This is a genomic window from Streptomyces sp. NBC_00448 (assembly GCF_036014115.1).
Classification (GTDB): Bacteria; Actinomycetota; Actinomycetes; order Streptomycetales; family Streptomycetaceae; genus Actinacidiphila.
The window spans coordinates 813,451-832,085 of sequence record NZ_CP107913.1 but is presented as its reverse complement, the minus strand read 5'-3'; the positions used below and the strand labels follow the sequence as shown (position 1 = coordinate 832,085).

Sequence of the window (18,635 nt, the reverse complement as noted above, 5' to 3'; positions counted from 1 at the left end):
TGCTGCGGGCTCGAACCCCCTTCCGGAGGTACCCCAGTGACAACGACCATCCGCGGCGCCGAGGACCGCCACCGCACCGTCCGGAAGGGGACGGCCGGGAACACCGACCAGGACACCCCGGGCGGACGCTCGGCACCCACCAACCCGCTCGAACGCTCCAAGCGGCGCCTGTTCGGCTGGTTCGTCATCCCCGCCGCCCTGCTCTACGCCGGGTTCCTGGTCGTCCCGGGCCTGATCACGGTGGGGCTCGCCTTCACCAAGTGGTCCGGCTCCGGGCCGGTCAAGCCGGTCGGCTTCCAGAACTTCCGCATGCTGTTCCACGACCCGACCTTCCGGTCGTCCTTCACCAACACCCTGATCATCCTGTTCGGCGTCGGCGCGGCGACCTTCGTGCTGGCCTTCATGATGATGCTCGCCCTGCGCGACATGCGGGGCCGCAAGTTCATCCGCATGGTGGTGTTCTTCCCGAACATCGCCCCGGGCGTGCTGCTCGCCATCGTGTGGGGATTCCTGTTCCAGCACGACGGCATGATCAACCAGATCCTCGGCTGGAGCGGATTCCACCACCCGCCCCAGTGGCTCGCCGAGGACAACCTGTTCGCCGTCGTCCTGGTCGGCCTGATCTGGATCAACACCGGCTTCTACACCACGATCCTGATGGCCGCCGCGGACCGTATCCCGCCCTACCTGTTCGAGGAGTGCGAGATCAGCGGGGCCAACGCCTGGCAGCGGTTCCGCTATGTCATCCTCCCGCTGACCTGGGACGCGGTCGGGGTCGCGGCGATCCTGTGGGCGATCAGCTCCGTCAAGATCTTCGAGTTCCTCTACGCCTTCGCCGGCGGTGGCGGCTACCTGCCGCCGCTGAAGATCTGGAACACCGCCGTCTACTCCTACTCCGAGGCGTTCGCCTCGGTCGGCACCCCCCGGTACGGAACCGCGGCGGCCTCCTCCGTGGTGACGATGCTGCTCGCCGCCTGTGCCGTCGTCCTGCTCAGCCGCGTCTTCCGCCGTGAGTCGGTGGAACTGTGAGGTCCACCGCCGTGACACCCCGCGAGCCCGCCCGCACCCGCTCCTCCCGCTCCCGCCCTTCCCGTACCTTCCCCGCCCTCATCGGCAGCACCGTCACCACCGCGGTGCGCGCCGCCACCTGGATCATCGCCGGATTCAGCATCTTCGTGGTCCTCTGGATTCTGCTCGCCTCGCTGAAGACCACCAACGAGATCTTCAGCAACCCGCTGTCGCTGCCCCACACCTGGCGATGGGGCAACTTCGCCGACGCCTGGCAGGAGAGCAACTTCGGCGTGGCGCTGGTGAACACCGTCGGGCTGGTCACCGCCACCGCCCTGGGCACCGTACTGTTCGCCGCGCCGGCCGCGTACGCGCTCGCCCGGTTCAAGGTGCGCGGCACCCGGGCCATCTCCCTCGGCTTCGCCCTGGGCCTGGGCGTCCCGGCCCAGATGGTGGTGCTGCCGCTGTACGCGGCGATGAACCAGGCCGGCCTGGTGGACAGCTTCCTCGGGCTGTGGCTGATCTACGTCGGCACCTCGCTGCCGTTCGCCGTGTTCTTCCTGACCAGCTTCTTCGCCTCGCTGCCGCGCGAACTGGAGGAGGCGGCGTCCCTCGACGGCGCCTCACCGCTGCGCACCTTCCGCTCGATCATGTTCCCGCTGGCGCGTTCCGGGATCGTCACCCTGCTGATCCTCAACGTCGTCGCCCACTGGAGCGAGACCACCTTCGCACTGGTCTTCCTGCAGAGCTCGATCAACGACACCCTCCCGCTGGCGCTCATCCAGTTCATGCAGCGCCTCCAGTACACCGGCGCGGACTGGGGCCAGCTCTTCGCCGGGATCGTGATCGTGCTCCTCCCGCTGCTCCTCATCTACATCTGGCTCGGCCGGCGAATCATCGAGGGACTCACCCTCGGCGCCGGAAAGTAACGGAAGGGAGCACCACCCCTCCATGAGATCACCGCTGCGCACCCTCACCACGCGCGCCCTCGCCTTCGCGCTGCTCGGCACCGGCCTCATACCCCTCACCGTCGCCGGCGGGGCCACGCCCGCCACCGCCGCCGACCCGCTGCCCGTCTCCGACCCGACCGGGTCCGGCAACTGGGTCTACTCACCGGCCTACTCCGACGACTTCGGCGCGACCAGCGTGGACACCTCCAAGTGGCAGCCGATGCCGCTCACCTACAGCGACGTGTGGCGCTGGGACGCCAGTGACATCGCCGAGTCCGGCGGCAACCTCTCGCTCAACTCCGAGTACGCGCCGAACGACTCCTTCAACGAGACGCCCTCCGGCTGGCAGACCGTCAGCGCCGACTCGTGGTCGCCGCTCGCCGACTACGTCACCACCACCCAGCACCGCTCGGGCTCCTCGGCGCTGGTGCACTACAACTACTGGAGCTACGACGTCACCACCCAGCAGAAGGTGAGCAGCCTCGCCGACGGCACCTACACCTTCTCGGCCTGGGTGTGGACCGGCGGGGCGAACGACCAGACCCAGTCCCTGGTCGCCAACAACTGCGGCTCCACCAACACCGCGACCTCGTTGTCCATCCCCAAGTCCAACGGCGCGTACACGCTCTACACCCTCAGCGGCATCAAGGTGACCGGCGGATCGTGCAGCGTCGGGCTCAAGAGCGCCTCCAACGAGAAGGGTTGGACCCGGCTCGACGACGCGAGCTTCACCGCGGACGGCGGCGGCACCAACCTGCTCACCGACCCCGGCTTCGAGACCCGGGTGAACACCCCCTACCAGTCGGGCGGGGTGATCAGCCTCGACACGATCAAGTACGGCTACGTGGAGGCGAGCATCAAGGCGTCCGCCACGGCGTTCCCCGGCACCTGCCCGGCGTTCTGGCTGGAGCACATCGACCCGGTCTGGGGCAACGAGATCGACATCGAGGAGATCGGCCAGAGCACCAGCTCGCCGAAGTGGGTCAGCATGACCGACCACAACTGGAAGTCGCCGACCTCCACGACGCTGACCAGCCACACCGGTGACTACACCGCCGGCAGCAGCCTCAACGGCTCCTTCCACACCTACGGCCTGGAGTGGGGGCCGGGCTACCTCAAGTTCTACGTCGACGGGGTGCTCGCCCGCACGTACGACAACACCGACTACAACCAGACCGGCATGAACATCATCCTGTCCCAGGGCATCCGCTCGCCGTACAACTCCAGCCCCACGGCGACCGGGTTCCCCGCCACCAGCCAGATCGGCTACGTGCACGTGTGGAAGAAGGCGGACATGGAGGTGGACGACGCCGACATGGTCCGCGGCGCCACCGCCACCCCGCAGGTGCCCGGCGACGGCCAGGGTGAGGACCTCTTCCGCTACGGCGGGACGTGGGCGCAGAACAGCGACAGTGCGGCCTACACCTCCACCACCCACACCTCCTCCTCGGCCGGGGCGACCTCGACCTTCGAGTTCTACGGCACCGGCGCCTCGCTGGTCGGGGCCACCGGCCCCGCGCAGGGGCAGGCCAAGGTCTCCATCGACGGCGGAACTCCCGTCGGCATCGACGAGTACTCCGCCACCGCCGCGGCGCAGCACACCGTCTTCAGCAGCACCGGCCTGACCGCCGGGCACCACACGCTGACCCTCACGGTCAGCGGCACCTCCCAGTCGGCCTCGGCCGGGACCGCGGTCAGCGTCGACGCGGCGCACGTGCTCAACTGACCTTCGGACCACGCCTCCCGGGCACCACCGGGGATGTGTACCAGGGCCGCCCCTTCCCGTCGGAGGGGGCGGCCCTGTTCCGTAGCGGCCGAGACGGTTTCATACGTGAATGAAGGTCGGTTCATTGAACGTCGAGTCGCCAGGACATCGCCCTGGGCTGCACGTTGAGGTCACTCCCTGATCCGAGCTTCACATGAGTGAACCCATGTGGGGAAGTGTTTCCTCGTCTTGAGTCTTGACCTCAAAAGCGACACCACTGCACACTGAGCGTCATCCCCCTCACCGGGCGCACCGCATCTTCACGCAGCGGACGGGCCGTTGCCGCGCTCCGGTGCCGCGTTCACGGCGTACGACCTTCGCGTGACCTTCACGCGCGTCTTCCTCAGCACCTCACCAGCACCTCAGCGAAACACGGCCGCCTGCCCCCACCGCGCGCGTTCCGCTGCCCGCAACGAGACGAGGAGCACCCCCCATGACCGGTTTCAGTCGTCGCGTCTTCCTCAGGGCCACCGGTGTCGGCTCCGCCGCGCTGGCCCTTCCCCTGGCGGGAGCGGTCGGGCGGGCGAGCGCGAGCAGCGCGGCACCGTCGAGGCCGACGGTGCTGCGCGGAACCGTGAACGCGTCCGGCACGTGGGAGGTGACGGCGAGCGTGCTGGGGTGGACGTTCAGTGGTTCGCTCGGCTCGGCGGCGACCGGGATCGCCACCCGCTCGGGTGCGGACGCGCTGGGCGGCTACACGGAGACGACGTTCACGTTCCGCGCGGGTGCGCGGAAGGGCGGTATCCGGGTCTACGACGGTGCGTCGGCGGTGGTCTTCACGGACACCTACGTGACGGCCGCGGCGAACGCGGGGCCGTTTCCGACGTTCACCGGATACCCGCGGCTGGCCCACCGGTTGAGCCACCGTGACTGCTTCGGGCGGGCGCAGTTCAACACGTTCGAGGGCGCGTCGGACAGTCCCTGGGTGTTCTTCGACGACGCGGGCGACACGTTCGTGGTCTCGGCCGCGAACCACTTCCAGGAGGCGCAGACCTCGCAGGGTGCGGACGGGTCGATCGCGGCGGGGGTGCTCGGCTCGATCGCGACGCTGCCGGCCGGGTACTCGCGGCAGACGGTCCTGTCGGTGAAGGCGGGGGTGGGGGCGGCGTACCGCGCGTGGGGCTCCGCGGTGCGGACCCTCGCGGGCAAGTCCGTGCCGGCCAGTGACACCGGGGTCGTGCTGAGCACGCTGGGGTACTGGACGGACAACGGCGCGGACTACTACTACACGTTCGACCAGGCCAAGGGGTACACGGGCACGCTGCTGGCGGTGCGGGACGAGTGGGCGGCGCAGAACATCCCGATGGGCTACATGCAGTTGGACAGCTGGTGGTATCCCAAGGGCCCGGACGGGAAGTGGGACGACCTGCCGGACGGCACGTCGCTGTACGAGGCGGACCAGGAGCTGTTCCCGGACGGATTGGCCGCGTTCCAGCAGGAGTTGGGGATGCCGTTGGTGACGCACGCGCGGTGGATGGACCAGTCCAGCCCGTACCACGGCCAGTACCGGTTCTCCGACAACGTCGTCATCGATCCGGCGTACTGGCAGAGCATCATGGCCTACCTGCGGGAGGGAGGAGTGGTCGTCTACGAGCAGGACTGGCTGTGCAACAACGCCAAGCCCGCGGAGAACCTCACCGACGCCGACGCCTTCTTCGACAACATGGCGCATCAGGCGGCCGGCAACGGGATGGACCTGCAGTACTGCATGGCGCTGCCGCGCGACTACCTGCAGAGCGTCCGCTACCAGAACCTGACCACGATCCGGGTGTCGGACGACCGGTTCGACCGGCCGAAGTGGGACGAGTTCCTGTACGACTCGCAGTTCGCGGGGGCGCTGGGGATCTGGCCGTGGGCGGATGTCTTCCTCAGCGGGGAGATCGACAACCTGCTGCTGGCGAACCTGTCGGCCGGGCCGGTCGGTGTCGGCGACGCGCTGGGCAAGGTCGACGCCGGCCACCTGCGCCAGGTCGCCCGCGCGGACGGGATCATCGTCAAGCCCGACACGCCGATCGTGCCCACCGACGCCACCTACGTCGCCGAAGCGGCCGGGAAACTCCCCCCGATGGTCGCGGCGACCCACGTCCAGCACGCCGGCGGCCTGGGCTACGGATACGTCTTCGCCTACGCCCGCCAGACCCCCACCCCCCAACAGCTCTACCAGGCCGAGGACGCCACGCTGTCGGGAGCGGTCGTCGGCAGCGACGAGGACGGCTACACCGGCACCGGCTACGCCGACTACCAGAACGCCGGCGGCGACTACGTCCAGTGGACCGTCCAGGCCGCCACGGCCGGCACCCACACCCTCCAATTCCGCTACGCCAACGCCTCGTTCACCGACCGCCCGCTGGCGATCAGCGTCAACGGGGGTGCGTCGCAGGCGCTGTCGTTCCCCTCGACGGAGTGGTGGACGAACTGGACCGTGGTCGGGCTGACCGTGACCCTGGCCAAGGGCGCCAACACCGTACGGGCGACCGCGACCGGCGCCGGCGGCGGGAACATCGACTGGCTCGGCGTCACCCCCGGCACGATCCCCACCGGCCCCGTCCAGACCGCGTCCTTCACCCTCGCCGAACTCGGCATCTCCACGGCCGCGTACGCCTACGACTACTACGCCGGCACCGGCGCGCTCATCTCCGCGGGCGGCAAGGTGAGTTCCACGGTGACCAGCGGAACGTACTGGGTGGTGGCCCCGGTCGGCCGTTCCGGGATCGCGTTCCTGGGCGACGCGGGGAAGTTCGTCGCGCACGGCGACAAGCGCATCCAGCACCTGAGCGACGACGGAAGCGTCCACACCACGGTCGCCTTCGCCGCGGGCGAGGGGCCGGTCACCCTGCACGGCCACGCGTCCCGCAAGCCCACCGCCACCGCCACGACCGGAAGCGTCGGTACCGTCACCTACACCGCGTCTACCGGCATCTTCACGGTCACCGTCACCGCGGGCGCGGGCAACCAGGCCGTCGTCACCCTCGCCCCCTGACATCACCATCACCCCTGACAGAAGGTGGGCACGGGAATGAGAGGACTTCTCGCGGAGGTCGCGGTCGCGGTCACCGGGCTCCTCGTGTCGGTCGGCGCGGGCGCGCCGGCCGCGACGGCCTCGGCCCCCGGGCCCGCCTCGGCCCCCGCTTCGGCCGCCGCGCCCGCCACCCTGCGGGTGATGCCGCTGGGCGACTCGATCACCTGGGGCGTCGGCAGCAGCCTCGGCAACGGCTACCGGGTCCCGCTGCGCGACGCGCTCAAGGCCGAGGGCCACCCCCTGGACTTCGTCGGCAGCCTGCAGAGCGGCAGCATGATGGACCCGGACAACGAGGGCCACCGCGGCTGGCGGATCGACCAGATCGCCGGCATCGCCGACTCGGTCCTCAGCACCTACCGGCCCAACGTGGTCACCCTGATGATCGGCACCAACGACCTCAACCAGGACTACCAGGTGGCCACCGCCCCGGACCGGTTGCACGCCCTGGTCGACCGGATCACCGCCGACGTGCCGGGCGTCACGGTGCTGCTCGCCTCGCTGATCGTGTCGACCAACTCGGTCGAGGAGCCGTACCGGACGGCGTTCAACCAGCAGGTGCCCGCGATCGCCCAGGCCGAGCAGGCGGCGGGCAAGCACGTCCGCTTCGTCGACATGAGCGCGCTGACCGCCGCCGACCTCTCGGACGCGCTGCACCCGAACGACGGCGGCTACCAGAAGATGGCCGACGCCTTCGACGCCGGGATACAGGCCGCCGACGCGGCCGGCTGGATCGGGACGCCGGGCCCCAGCGGCGTGGTGTACTCCGGCATCGCGGGCAAGTGCCTGAACGACGACCACGCCAGGACCGGCAACGGCACCCCCGTCGAGGTGCGCGGCTGCAACGACACCAACGCGCAGTGGTGGACCCGCCGCACCGACGGCACCCTGCGCATCTACGGCAAGTGCACGGACGCCACGGGCGGCGGCACGGCCGAGGGCACCCTGGTGCAGCTCTACGACTGCAACGGCACCGGCTCCCAGGTCTGGCAGCCGTACGACGGCGGCTACCGCAACCCGCAGTCCGGCCGCTGCCTGGACGACCCCGGCTCGTCCACCGTGGACAACACCCAGCTGCAGCTGTGGAACTGCAACGGCACCGGCGCGCAGAAGTGGACCACGCTGCAGGAGATGTGATCCCGCGTCACCCGGCCTCGGGTTGCCGTCAGTAGGGATTCCCGAGGTGCCGGCCCGCAGCGATCAGCTTCGCCACGGGCGGGTAGTCCTTCGGCTCCTTCCTCGGGTGGCGCCACATGAAGAGCCGGGCCGGAACCAGGACGACCAGCAGCGCGGCGGCCATGAACCCGGCGACGACCAGAGCGCTGTAGTGAGGGACGGTCAGAGCGGCGATGGCGCCTGCCGACGCGAGGAAACCGACGAACCCGCCGCCGATCCTCAGCGCCGAGTGGTACGTCGCGTACGCGAGGTTGATCCGCCGGCAGCGCGGGCAGCGGGGCACCGACACCTCCCGGGACCGCCACTCGTCGTGGTGCCCCACGACGACCCAGCTCCTGCACACGTCACGGCTCAGGTGCACCCGGTGCGCGGCAAGCGGGTGCGCGGGCCCGGCCCGGCAGTTCCAGCACACCGACGCGTCACCCATCGCCCCTCCGAAGCCGCCACCGCGGCGGGCGCGGTACCCCGATTGTGGCGGCGGCCCGCGGGAGGGGTCCCGCCCGCGCGGCCCGTTCTGGGGGAGGCTACGGGCTGGTGACCTTCCAGGCCGCCTCGATCATCCGGAAGATCTCGTCCACCGCGGCCTGCGGGTCGGCCTCCTCGCGGGCCACCGCGTAGGCGTCGATCGCGAACCGCGCGAGCGTCCGGCAGGCCGTCGTGCTCTGCGGCAGGTCGGGATCGGCGGCGATGGCCGTCGCCAGCGCCTCCGCGTGGCGCAGCCGCATCGACTCCTCGTACTCCCGCAGGGCGGGGGTCTCGTCGATCATCCGCCAGATCGGGGCGGCGCTGTCCGCCGTGCAGTGCCGGACCATGGCCTGGATCTCGCGGTGCAGTGCGGGAATCAGCGGCTCGTCCGGCGCGCGGCCGGTGACCGCCTGGGCCAGGCGCTGCTCGAAGTTCTCGTCCTGCTCGAAGACCAGGGCCTCTTTCGAGGCGAAGTGGGAGAAGAGCGTGGTGACGGCGACGTCGGCCTCGGCGGCCACGTCGCGGATGCCCACCGCGTCGTACCCGCGATCCAGGAAGAGCCGCAAAGCGGTGTCGGCGATCTTCCGGCGGGTCGCGGCCTTCTTGCGTGCACGGCGTCCGGGCTCCACGGTCATGCGATCACGCTATCAGATACGAAACTGAACCTGTTTCGAAAAGCTAACCGTTAGTGTTACGGTCGCCGGCATGAAGAAAGTGAGCTTCGCCGAGTTCGGCGGTCCGGACGTCCTGCACCTCATCGACGCCGAGGAGCCCCACGCGGGCCCTGGCCGGATACGCGTCGCCGTACGGGCGGCGGGCGTGAACCCCGTCGACTGGCGGCTCCGGGAAGGCCAGGTCCTGGGGGCCCATCCGATCCGGTTGCCCGCCGGAGTCGGGCTGGACGCCGCCGGGGTGGTGGACGAGGTCGGCGCGGGCGTCGAAGGGGTCGAGGTCGGTGACCGGGTGTTCGGCGAAGGCACCGACACCTACGCCGAGTTCGCCGTGCTGTCGGCCTGGGCCCGGATGCCCGAGGGCCTGACGTTCGAGGAGGCGGCCGGGTACCCCTCCGTGGTGGAGACCGCGCTGCGTATCCTCCGCGAGGTCGGGGTGCGGTCCGGGCAGACGCTGCTGGCCAGCGGCGCGGCCGGGGGAGTCGGATCGGCGGTGCTGCAGATCGCCCGCGACCGCGGCATCACGGTGATCGGCACGGCCGGCGCCGCGAACCAGGAGTACCTGCGGAGCCTGGGCGCCCTCGCCACGACCTACGGCGAGGGCTGGGTCGCGCGGGTGCGCCGGCTCGGCCGGGTCGACGCGGCGCTCGACCTGGCCGGCTCGGGCGTGATCCGCGAACTCGTCGAGCTGACCGGCGATCCGCGGAAGGTGGTCTCCATCGCGGACCTCGGTGCGCCGGAGTTCGGCGTGCGCTTCTCCGGCGTGGCCGGGAGCGTGCCGGACGCGCTCGCCGTGGCAGCCGACCTCATCACGCGGGGCAGGCTGTACATCCCCGTTGAGAAGGCGTACCCGCTCGCCGGGGCCGCGACCGCCCACGTCGACAGCCAGGCCGGCCACACTCGGGGGCGCCGCGTCCTGGTCGTCCGAGCCGGAACCCCCGGGTGAGCCGGATTCTCCCGCCGACCGATCACCGGGCGCCTCGCGGCGCGTCATACAGGTGACGACGATGTCCGTTCCCGATCCTGTGACCGAGCCGCTCGCGGCGGGCAGGCGCTCCGGCGCCGTCAGGGAACGCGGGCGGGCGACGCCGTACCGCTGAACGCACCGTAGGGACGCAAACCCCCGGTGGGGAAGCACAGTTGGGCCCGTGTGCGCCGGTTCGTCCCGGCGCGCCCGCGAGGAGCTCACCGCCTTCGCGACGTGATGTGCCGTGAAAGAGGAGGAAGTCGATGACCGTTCAGGTGGCGACGCTGAAAGCCCGCGCGGAAAGGCTGCGCGCGCTGCACACGGGCGAGCTCCTGGTGCTGCCCAACGTGTGGGACGCGGGGAGCGCGGCGGTCGTGGCGGAGGCGGGCTTCCCCGCGGTGGCCACCGCCAGCGCGGCCGTCTCGGCGACGCTCGGCCATCCCGATGGCGAGCGCGCGCCGTGGCAGGAGATGTTCGCCGCGGCCGGGCGGATCAGCCGCGCGGTGGAGGTCCCGGTGACGGTGGACGCGGAGGCGGGATACGGCATGCGGCCGCGGGAGTTGGTGGACCGGCTGCTGGACATCGGCGCGGTCGGCTGCAACCTGGAGGACACCGACCACCGGCAGGGCGGCCTCGCCGACGCCGGTGCCCAGGCGCAGTGGCTCGCGGATGTCCGCGCCGCCGCCGACGACGCCGGGGTCCCGATCGTCATCAACGCCCGTGTCGACACGTTCCTGCCCGCGAGCGAGCTGACCGGGCAGGCGCGGGTCACGGAAGCCGTACGACGCGGCCGGCTCTACCTGGAAGCCGGCGCCGACTGCGTCTACCCCATCGGGATGCGCGACAAGGACGACATCGCCACCCTCGTCAGCGGGCTCCCGGGCCCGGTCAACGGCAACACCGGTGAGGACCTCGACCTGGCGGCGCTGCGCGAACTGGGCGTGGCACGGGTGTCGTACGGCCCCCGCTTCTACCGCGCGGCCCTGGCCGATCTGAAGACCGCGGTGGAGAAGCTGCGGGTATGACCGCGCGCCGCGGGGAGGTGCGGGCCCACCGATGAGTCCGCGCCTCCCCGCGCGTCATACCTGTGTGGAGCAACCAGATGTCGACGCCGCGCGCGCCGGGAGCGCAGACGCCTTCGAGCGGCTGGCCGAACCGTACCGCCGCGAGCTGCAGGTGCACTGCTACCGCATGCTCGGCACCATCGAGGACGCCGAGGACGCCGTCCAGGAGACCTACCTGCGCGCGTGGCGGCGGCTGGACAGCTATGCCGGGAGCGCGCCGTTCCGGGCCTGGCTGTACGGCATCGCCACCCACGCGTGCCTGGACGCGCTCCGCCGGCGGAAGGCGCGGGTCTGGCCCACCGACGTCTCCCCGCCGGGTGATCCGCGCCGGGGGCCGGCGCCGCCGGTCGAACTGCCGTGGCTGCAGCCCTATCCCGACCGGCTGCTCGAAGCGGCCGCGCCTGCCGAGGACGAGCCGGAAGCGTTCGTGACCGCGAAGGAGACGATCGAGCTGGCGTTTCTGGCGGCGATCCAGCGCCTTCCGCCGCGCCAGCGAGCCGTCCTGGTGCTGCGTGACGTCCTGGACTGGTCGGCCAAGGACACCGCGCTCGTGCTCGGCTTCACCCGGGCAGCGGTGAACAGCGCGCTGGCGCGGGCGCGCGCGACCCTGGCCGACCACCTGCCCGCCGGCCGCAGCGAATGGACCCGGCGCTCCAGCGCGGCCGAGGAAGGCATGCTCCGGCGACTCGTCGCCGCTTGGGAGTCGTCGGACGTCACCGCGCTGGTGGCACTCCTGCGCGCCGACGCGCGACTGGTCATGCCGCCGAGGCTGTCGTGGTTCTCCGGGCGGGCGGACATCGAAGTGTTCCTGCGCGAGCACGTGTTCGGCGTGATGGGCGACGGATGGCGGGTCCGGCCCACCAGGGCGAACCGTCAACCGGCGTTCGCGCTCTACTGGCGGGCGCCGGGCGAGCCGGAACACCGGCCCTTCGGCATCGGCGTGCTCTCCGTCGAGGACCGGCGCATCACCGAACTCGCCGTGTTCATCCAGCCGGACCCGTTCCGGCACTTCGCGCTCCCGGCCCGGCCCTGACGGACGACGCGGGGGAGAGGGCAACGCGCGGGGAGGGCACGGGGAGAGGGCGACGCGCGGGGAGGGGTGGGGCCCGCCCCGCGCGTCGTGGCGGCTCAGACCGTCGGGGACTCGGCGGGGACGTCGAGGAATATCGCGTCGGCGACGAAGCCGGGGCCGTAGCTCACCAGCACGCCCGGGCCCTGCGCCGGGCCCTCCTCCAGGGTGCGGCGCAGGACGTCGAGCACGGCGCCGCCGCCGAGGTTGCCGCCGGTGAGGGAGTCCACGGAGTGCCGGCCGGCCTCCGGCGGGAGGCCGAGGGCATCGACGGTGTCGGTGATGATCCCCGGTCCGCCCGGGTGCACCACCGCCCACTCCACGCGCCTGCCGTCCAGCCACTTCACCAGGTGGGGCATGGACTCGCGGGCGCCCTTGGTGGCGTCCCGGTTGGACTCGAACGTGATCCGTCCCGCGCCCGGCACCCCGGCGGGGTGCAGCTCGCCCCAGTAGGGACTCTCGCCGGGCTGCAGCCACTCCCAGCTGTCGACGTCCGCGATCAGGCCGCCGCCCGCGGCGACCAGCCGGCGCGCGGAGTCCTCCTGCCCGGGCCCGGCGCCGGCCATGACGGTGGCGGCGGCGGAGTCCCCGAACAGTGCCCCGTAGAGCACGCCGGTCCTGGATGGCTCGCGCCAGGGCATGTGCAGGATCGACAGCGCCTCGCCGGCGACGACCAGGACCACGCCGTCGGGCCGGTCGGCCAGATACCGCTTGGCCTGGATCAGGCTGTGCGCGCCGCCCGCGCAGGCCAGGGTGGCGGCCGGCACCCGCGCCACGTCCCGGCGCAGGCCGAGCCGGTTGACCAGGGCGACGTCCAGCTGCGGAATCGTCCAGCTCGTGGTGTGGGTCGTCACCACGCAGTCGACGTCCTCCGGCGCCAGACCGGCCGCCTCCAGCGCCTGGAGCGAGGCCGTCGCCGCCATGTCCACCACCGCGGCGAACGCCTCTGAGTAGACCGTGCGGGAATCGCGCTCCCCGTCGCCGACGACGTCCAGCGGCGCCACCCACGGCCGCGACGTGACGCCCGTCGAGCGCACCATCCGCAAGGCGGCGGCGAGCCGCCGGCGCCGCTCCGGCGGCTGGGTCTCCAGCGGCCACCTCTCCAGCCAGTCCGCCTCGATGGCATCGGTCGACACCTCGTACGGCGCCCGCACCACCACCGGCTTGGTCACTGCCACTCGCATGCCGCCCCCTGCTTCCTCGGTCGAAAGGTCCGGTAGGGCCCGGTATGGCCGGGTTGGATTCATCGTGCCGGACGTCCGGGTCCTGGAGGCCAGGATGCCGCAGTGAGGGCCGCCACATCCGGGATCGCCCGCAGGAACTCGGGGCGGTGGCCCGCACTGTGACGAACGACTCCCGGCGAGGGGAGTCGTGACGGTGGGCTCGCCGCCGGTGGGTTCCGCGACGAACGGCTCCCGGCGTACGGCTTCGCGGCGTACGGCTTCGCGGCGTGCGGCTTCGCGGTGTGCGGCCTGTGGGCTTACGGTTCCGCGACGAACGCGCCTGGACGAACGGCTCCCCGGCGTACGGCTCCTGGCGAGCGGCTTCCCGGCGAAGGCGATCGGCGCGAACCCGCCCCCCTTCTCCCGCCCCGCCGCTATCCGGCCTCGCGCGTCGCCGGCTCCGGCAGTTCCGGCAGTTGCGGGGTGACGTCGGGGGCCGGGACCCCGACCACCAGCCGGAGGTCCGGCCTGCTGACGGGCACCAGCGCCGTGACGGTGATCTCGACGGCGCCGTCGGTGTACGGCCGCCACGGCGGCATGACCATGGGGCGGGTGGTTCCGTAGGCGCGCGGCTGGCTCTCCGCGGTGGCGCGCCAGATGCGGTCGACCACCGGGTCACCGGTCACCAGCCGGTCGACGAGCCCGTGCAGCGCCGCGTTGTCGGGGGACTGGATCAACTCCCGTCTCAGCTGGGCCAGCAGCAGCGGGGCCCATCGGGTCTCCCAGTCGGCGCACTGCGCGCGGCCGGGACCCCGCAGCAGCGAGACCATGACGTTGGTGCCCGTGTCGGCCATCCACGGCCAGTTGCCCAGGGCGCGCCGGTTGGCGGCGAGTACCTCGTAGTCGGCGGAGCACCAGTAGGCGCCGTGCTCCTCGCGGTCGAGCACCGACAGCAGGTCCGCCTGCACCCCGGCGTCACTGGGGGGCGTGCGCGGCGGGGGTTTGCGGCACCACAGGTACAGCAACTCCGTCTCGTCCGCGGACAGGTGCAGTACCTGGGCGATGGCCTCGATCAGCGCGGCGCTCACACCGTGCGCGGTGCCGCGCTCGATCCGGCGGTAGTGGCGCTCGTCGGTGTGGACCAGGCGGGACATGAGGGCCACCGTCAACCGTTCCGGAAGCGGCTTCAGTCCGGCCGCCTCGGGCAGGTCCCGAGGGTGGATACGTGCCCGCCAGGTCGGCAGCAGGTCCGTGCCGAGCCGCGGACGCTGACCCGGGTCCGCCATCCGGCACCCCCTGACGTCGCAAGCCCGTAATAAGACTGTTCGCCACCATAGGTGACATTCGGTGCCGGTGCCTGGTGACAGCCCGACCCGGGTCGTCGACTGACCCGGGTCGGCCGCCGACCCGGGTCACGTTCGACCCTTCCGGCCGCCGCCCGCAGGGTCTCCCCTGGAAGCATGGACACCACGACGCGCACCGGGCACAGCCGGCGGGACACGGTCCCGTACGAGGCGCACGTCCGTCGCACGCACGGCCCGCCGCCGGCCCGCCGTGCGTGCGACGGCGTGCGGCGGCCCGGAGCCGGACCCGTCCGGCGGCCGGCAGCTTTCGGCGGCGCCCCCCGGTCCGCCCGGTCCGCCTGGTCAGCCCCGCCGCCCGGCCCGGCGCCGCGCGCGGAGGTCCTGCGGTGACCCTCCCGACCCCCTGCTGGCAGACACCGATCCGCCCCGCCCCCACCCGCGACGCCGTCGTGCTCACCGATCCGGACACGACGCTGCCGATCGGCCCGACACTGCGCGCGGCGGGCATGACCGTGGCCGCCGCGACGGTGCCCGCCCTCCGAGGCGACCCCTACCGCGAGGCGATGGCCGCGCTCGACCGCGCGCCGCTGATCATCTCCGCGTGGTCGCATCCCGCCGTGAACCGCGCCACCAGCGCTCTGGTCGCGGCCCATGTCGCCCAGCGGTCAGCCACTCCCGGGACCGGGCCGGTGTGGATACGCCTGTCCCGCAACCCCCTCACGCCGGCCCCGCCCTCCACCGTCCACATCCCGCTGGACCGGTTCGGCGCGCTGGCGCCCGAGGCCCACGACGCGCTCCTGGACCTCGCCGCGAGCGACCTCGCCCGGCAGGTGCCCGGCGCGGCGCTTGCCGCCAAGCACCTCCTCACCGCCTTCGCCCGCACCCGCCGCGGCACCCTCACCCCGCCCCTGGCGATCCCCACAGCGGCGGAGCCCCTGTTCTGAGGACGACGTGGGCCACCGCGCGCCGCTCTCCGGGCCGATCGGGTTCCGCGCTCCGGCCTGACCGGCTTCACAAGGAGCCGTACGAGTCCCTGCCCGGTGGCACTCCCTTGGGTCGCCGTAGCAACGGCCGCAAAAACAACGGATATCGCCGACCTGGGACGATGACACTCGGAGTGGAGCGCAGTGTCGTCCGGTCCGCCCGTACGGCGGAGACCTCGCGAGAGCCCGGGGTGCCGCACAGCCGCTGACGGCGGGAACAGCAGTCCCCTTCACGCCGTGTCTTGAGGAGTGGCCGGCTCGTTCACCATGTAATGCGGTAAGCCGTCGATACGACAACGGTCGCCGTAGGGGATTGCTTGTAGTGGGGGTTCTCGGTGGCGACCCGTGTGTTCGCGGACGACGTCACTTCAGCGCCCGCGGCGGAGGTGGCCCGGCAGTCCGAGCACTTGCGGATTCCCGTGGGCGAGCTGCGGTTCTACGGGGAACGGACGCAGACCCGCACCGGGCACCTTCGCGAGGTGATCCGGTGCCTGAACTGGAAGCCCGCGAAGGCGCCGGAGCTGGAGGAGTTGGACGAGTTCCTGCTCGCGCGGGGCCGCTCTGACGGGTGGGGGAAGTCAGCGCGGCTCCGCTTTGCGTCGCAGGGGGATGAGCAGGGCCGGGATCAGCGTCAGCAAAGTGACGGCCAGGACCCACCAGAACGTGTCCGCGAAGGCGCGCGCCGGTGTGTTGAAGTGGTGGGCTTCCCTGCTCTGCAGGATCGCGGTGAGCACGGCTGCGCCGACCGACGCGCCGACGGTCTGCACCGTGGTGATGGCGCTCGTGGCGCCTGGGATGGCGGTGGGCGGCAGTCCGTCGTACGCGGCGGCCGACACCGGCACGGCGACGGCCGCCACCCCGATTCCGAAAACCAGCAGGGACGCACCGAGAACCAGGTCGCTGGTGTGCGCTTCCACCTGGGTGTAGGCGAGCGTGCCCAGTGCGGTGATGGCGATTCCGGTGAGGACGACGGGGCGCGCGCCGATCCGGTCGGTGAGCTTTCCGACGTAGGGAAGGGCCAGCATCGTGCCGAGGCTCTGCGGTGCGAGGAGCAGGCCGGCAGTCAGCGCGCTGTGGCCGCGGACCTGCTGGTAGTACAGCGGCATCAGGACCATCGCGCCGAAGATCGACAACCGGGAGAGGAAGTTCAGCGCTGACGCGGCGGCGAACGGCCGGTGGGTGAACAGCCGTAGATCCAGCAACGGGGCGATGGTGCGCGTGCGCAGCGCGTGGACGGCGAAGGCGATGAGCAGAGCCGCCCCCGTGACCAGCAGCGGCAGCCGTGCCGTACGCGCGGAGAACCCATAGACGATCATGGCAAGGGCGGGGGAGAGCAGCGCCAGGCCGATCGTGTCCAGCCGGCCTTCGCCCTGCCGGCGTGACGTGCCGGTAGGGATGCCGCGCCGGGCCAGCAGGAGCGCGGCCAGGCAGACCGGCACGTTCACGTAGAAGATCCAGCGCCAGCCGACGGCGCCGACGAGCAGACCGCCGATCATCGGTCCCGCAATGGGGGCGACCTGGCCAGGCACGGCCACGATGCTCATGACGCGTCCGCGCTGCTCGGGCGGAGCCGCCTGGGTCAGGATCATCATGCTCAGCGGCACGATCATGCCGCCGCCGATGCCTTGGAGGGCCCGGAACGCGATCAGGCTTGCCATCGACCAGGCGGCCCCGCACAGAACCGAACCGGCGAGGAAGGCGCTGAGCGAGAACATCCACATGGCTCGGATGCCGAAACGTTCGGCGAGACGGCCGGTCGCCGGGATGACCGTCGCGATGGCCAGCAGATAGGCGGTGCTGACCCACTGGACCGTGGTCACTGACGCGCCGAACGTACCTGCGAGGTCGGCGAGGGCGACCGTGACCATCGTCATGTCCAGCATCGCGGTGATGGACCCGGTCACGATGACCGCTCCGAGCTTCAGTACGGCGGGATCGAGGCGGTCGGTAGCCGGCGCGCCGGTCGTCGTGTTCGTCATAGTCGCGACACTACACCGTGCAGTGTAGCTCGACTATACTGCACGGTGTAGTAATAGCCGTGAGGGAAGGAAGCCGTCCGTGCCCGACACATCGACCCTCCGTCAGGGGTCGCCCGCCAAGCGCGCCGCCATCGTGCGAGCGGCACTCGAGATCTTCGTATGCGAGGGCTACGCGCGCGCCAGCGTCGACGCCATCGCTCAGACGGCGGGCGTATCCAAACGCACCATTTATGACTACTACGGTGACAAGGAGCGGCTGTTCCTGTCCGCTGTGGAGGAGACCCAAGCCACGCAGGCCGCGTCCTTCCAGGAACTGCTGGACCGGACCCTGGGGCCCGTCACGCGGAAGGCGGATCTGGAGACCGCGCTCACCGACTTCGGCCGGGCATTCGGGACCGAGGTCGCCCGCTCCGCCGAACGCGCCGCGGTCCTACGGCTGATGATCGCAGAGGCGCCCCACTTCCCGGCGCTGCTGCGGCCGTCACCTGAGGACCGCCCCGTCCAGCGCGCCCTGGCCGCACGCCTGGCCGAACTCGGCAAACAGGGCCTCCTCGACATCCCCGACCCGGACGAGGCCGCCGAGTTCTTGGGCCTGCTGGTCACCGGGCGCGTCAACCACCGTTCCTGGTACGGGGCCGTACGGCTTGACGACTCCGAGATCGACCAGTTGGTGACCGGCGGCGTACGCATCTTCCTGCGCGCCTACGCTCCACGCTGACCGACGGGATCGCCTGAAGCAGTCGGGAGTTGCTGTCGGAGAGTCGGCGGTTCCGTAGGGCCGGGGCATCCCAGCCCGCAGGCCGAAGCGGGGCTGACGACTGCGGATCTCAGGCAGGCCGTCGCGCTGTGCGAGAAGACCTCACCGGCTGCGGACGGGCGCTGGGTGAAGAGCACCCGATCTCGGTCACGGTCCGCGACGATCTCACCGTGGCTGCCGCCGCGGCGCCTTCCTGCACACGCTCGCCGACGAACTCGCCGTGCACACCAGCGAGCCAGGGCCCGGGACGGACATGGCGGTGCGCCTGTCGGGGCCGGGGCGTAGCCGCCGGGGAAGC

At 71.5% G+C, this 18,635-nt stretch carries 15 protein-coding genes and 1 pseudogene; 11 read left to right on the top strand and 5 right to left on the bottom strand.

What is annotated here, in order from left to right; all coding sequences use genetic code 11:
* Positions 1-36: 36 nt before the first annotated feature.
* The 5 genes from OG370_RS03580 (at position 37) to OG370_RS03560 (ending at position 7,876) form a co-directional block, all read left to right on the top strand.
* Positions 37-1,029 (top strand): carbohydrate ABC transporter permease, encoded by a 993-nt coding sequence (locus tag OG370_RS03580; protein ID WP_328460495.1) that lies wholly within the window; start codon positions 37-39, stop codon positions 1,027-1,029.
* A gap of 11 nt (positions 1,030-1,040) precedes the next feature.
* Positions 1,041-1,937, top strand: coding sequence for a carbohydrate ABC transporter permease (locus OG370_RS03575; RefSeq protein WP_328460493.1), 897 nt, complete (start codon positions 1,041-1,043; stop codon positions 1,935-1,937).
* 22 nt (positions 1,938-1,959) lie between these two features.
* Positions 1,960-3,684: a glycoside hydrolase family 16 protein gene (locus tag OG370_RS03570; protein WP_328460491.1), complete on the top strand. Its 1,725-nt coding sequence runs from the start codon at positions 1,960-1,962 to the stop codon at positions 3,682-3,684.
* 472 nt (positions 3,685-4,156) lie between these two features.
* A complete protein-coding gene (locus tag OG370_RS03565; protein ID WP_328460489.1) occupies positions 4,157-6,703 on the top strand; it encodes a CBM35 domain-containing protein in 2,547 nt (848 codons plus the stop codon).
* 36 nt (positions 6,704-6,739) lie between these two features.
* Positions 6,740-7,876 (top strand): ricin-type beta-trefoil lectin domain protein, encoded by a 1,137-nt coding sequence (locus OG370_RS03560; RefSeq protein ID WP_328460487.1) that lies wholly within the window; start codon positions 6,740-6,742, stop codon positions 7,874-7,876.
* Between the two features lie 28 nt (positions 7,877-7,904).
* Here the strand turns inward: OG370_RS03560 and OG370_RS03555 are convergent, their stop codons facing one another.
* Both OG370_RS03555 and OG370_RS03550 read right to left on the bottom strand, forming a co-directional pair.
* Entirely contained in the window at positions 7,905-8,342 is a 438-nt protein-coding gene (locus OG370_RS03555) for a hypothetical protein (RefSeq protein ID WP_328460484.1), read from the bottom strand.
* Between the two features lie 97 nt (positions 8,343-8,439).
* On the bottom strand, positions 8,440-9,015 hold the full coding sequence (locus OG370_RS03550; protein WP_328460482.1) for a TetR/AcrR family transcriptional regulator: 576 nt from the start codon (positions 9,013-9,015) through the stop codon (positions 8,440-8,442).
* Positions 9,016-9,085: 70 nt separating this feature from the next.
* On the opposite strand from OG370_RS03550, the gene OG370_RS03545 reads away from it, so the two are divergent.
* From OG370_RS03545 to OG370_RS03535, 3 genes are all read left to right on the top strand, one after another.
* Positions 9,086-9,997 (top strand): NADP-dependent oxidoreductase, encoded by a 912-nt coding sequence (locus OG370_RS03545; RefSeq protein WP_328460478.1) that lies wholly within the window; start codon positions 9,086-9,088, stop codon positions 9,995-9,997.
* 284 nt (positions 9,998-10,281) lie between these two features.
* The gene (locus tag OG370_RS03540; RefSeq protein ID WP_328460476.1) at positions 10,282-11,043 is read left to right on the top strand and encodes an isocitrate lyase/PEP mutase family protein; all 762 of its coding nucleotides are present in this window, start codon (positions 10,282-10,284) and stop codon (positions 11,041-11,043) included.
* Between the two features lie 64 nt (positions 11,044-11,107).
* The gene (locus tag OG370_RS03535) at positions 11,108-12,115 is read left to right on the top strand and encodes an RNA polymerase subunit sigma-70 (protein WP_328460474.1); all 1,008 of its coding nucleotides are present in this window, start codon (positions 11,108-11,110) and stop codon (positions 12,113-12,115) included.
* Between the two features lie 95 nt (positions 12,116-12,210).
* Here OG370_RS03535 and OG370_RS03530 read toward each other — a convergent pair whose 3' ends face one another.
* Positions 12,211-13,335 carry a PhlD gene (locus tag OG370_RS03530; RefSeq protein WP_328460472.1) on the bottom strand — a complete coding sequence of 375 codons (1,125 nt, stop codon included), beginning with the start codon at positions 13,333-13,335 and terminating at the stop codon, positions 12,211-12,213.
* 413 nt (positions 13,336-13,748) lie between these two features.
* A complete protein-coding gene (locus OG370_RS03525) occupies positions 13,749-14,600 on the bottom strand; it encodes an MmyB family transcriptional regulator (protein ID WP_328460470.1) in 852 nt (283 codons plus the stop codon).
* Positions 14,601-15,004: 404 nt separating this feature from the next.
* Between OG370_RS03525 and OG370_RS03520 the strand changes: the two genes are divergently transcribed.
* Both OG370_RS03520 and OG370_RS41405 read left to right on the top strand, forming a co-directional pair.
* Positions 15,005-15,562 carry a hypothetical protein gene (locus tag OG370_RS03520; RefSeq protein WP_328460468.1) on the top strand — a complete coding sequence of 186 codons (558 nt, stop codon included), beginning with the start codon at positions 15,005-15,007 and terminating at the stop codon, positions 15,560-15,562.
* A gap of 374 nt (positions 15,563-15,936) precedes the next feature.
* Positions 15,937-16,143, top strand: a pseudogene (locus OG370_RS41405) (DUF4158 domain-containing protein); the annotation flags it as partial.
* Between the two features lie 36 nt (positions 16,144-16,179).
* Here the strand turns inward: OG370_RS41405 and OG370_RS03515 are convergent.
* Complete coding sequence (locus OG370_RS03515; RefSeq protein ID WP_328460466.1) at positions 16,180-17,580, bottom strand: MDR family MFS transporter; 1,401 nt, start codon at positions 17,578-17,580, stop codon at positions 16,180-16,182.
* A 79-nt stretch (positions 17,581-17,659) separates the two neighbouring features.
* Here OG370_RS03515 and OG370_RS03510 point away from each other — a divergent pair, with 79 nt between their 5' ends.
* Positions 17,660-18,298 carry a TetR/AcrR family transcriptional regulator gene (locus OG370_RS03510; RefSeq protein WP_328460464.1) on the top strand — a complete coding sequence of 213 codons (639 nt, stop codon included), beginning with the start codon at positions 17,660-17,662 and terminating at the stop codon, positions 18,296-18,298.
* Positions 18,299-18,635: the final 337 nt, after the last annotated feature.

What these genes read in the sequence shown, in the direction of transcription:
- OG370_RS03570 (WP_328460491.1), top strand. Translation starts at nt 1,960, where the DNA reads ATGAGATCACCGCTGCGCACCCTCACCACGCGCGCCCTCGCCTTCGCG.
- OG370_RS03565 (WP_328460489.1), top strand. Translation starts at nt 4,157, where the DNA reads ATGACCGGTTTCAGTCGTCGCGTCTTCCTCAGGGCCACCGGTGTCGGC.
- OG370_RS03560 (WP_328460487.1), top strand. Translation starts at nt 6,740, where the DNA reads ATGAGAGGACTTCTCGCGGAGGTCGCGGTCGCGGTCACCGGGCTCCTC.
- OG370_RS03555 (WP_328460484.1), bottom strand. Translation starts at nt 8,342, where the DNA reads ATGGGTGACGCGTCGGTGTGCTGGAACTGCCGGGCCGGGCCCGCGCAC.
- OG370_RS03550 (WP_328460482.1), bottom strand. Translation starts at nt 9,015, where the DNA reads ATGACCGTGGAGCCCGGACGCCGTGCACGCAAGAAGGCCGCGACCCGC.
- OG370_RS03545 (WP_328460478.1), top strand. Translation starts at nt 9,086, where the DNA reads ATGAAGAAAGTGAGCTTCGCCGAGTTCGGCGGTCCGGACGTCCTGCAC.
- OG370_RS03540 (WP_328460476.1), top strand. Translation starts at nt 10,282, where the DNA reads ATGACCGTTCAGGTGGCGACGCTGAAAGCCCGCGCGGAAAGGCTGCGC.
- OG370_RS03530 (WP_328460472.1), bottom strand. Translation starts at nt 13,335, where the DNA reads ATGCGAGTGGCAGTGACCAAGCCGGTGGTGGTGCGGGCGCCGTACGAG.
- OG370_RS03525 (WP_328460470.1), bottom strand. Translation starts at nt 14,600, where the DNA reads ATGGCGGACCCGGGTCAGCGTCCGCGGCTCGGCACGGACCTGCTGCCG.
- OG370_RS03515 (WP_328460466.1), bottom strand. Translation starts at nt 17,580, where the DNA reads ATGACGAACACGACGACCGGCGCGCCGGCTACCGACCGCCTCGATCCC.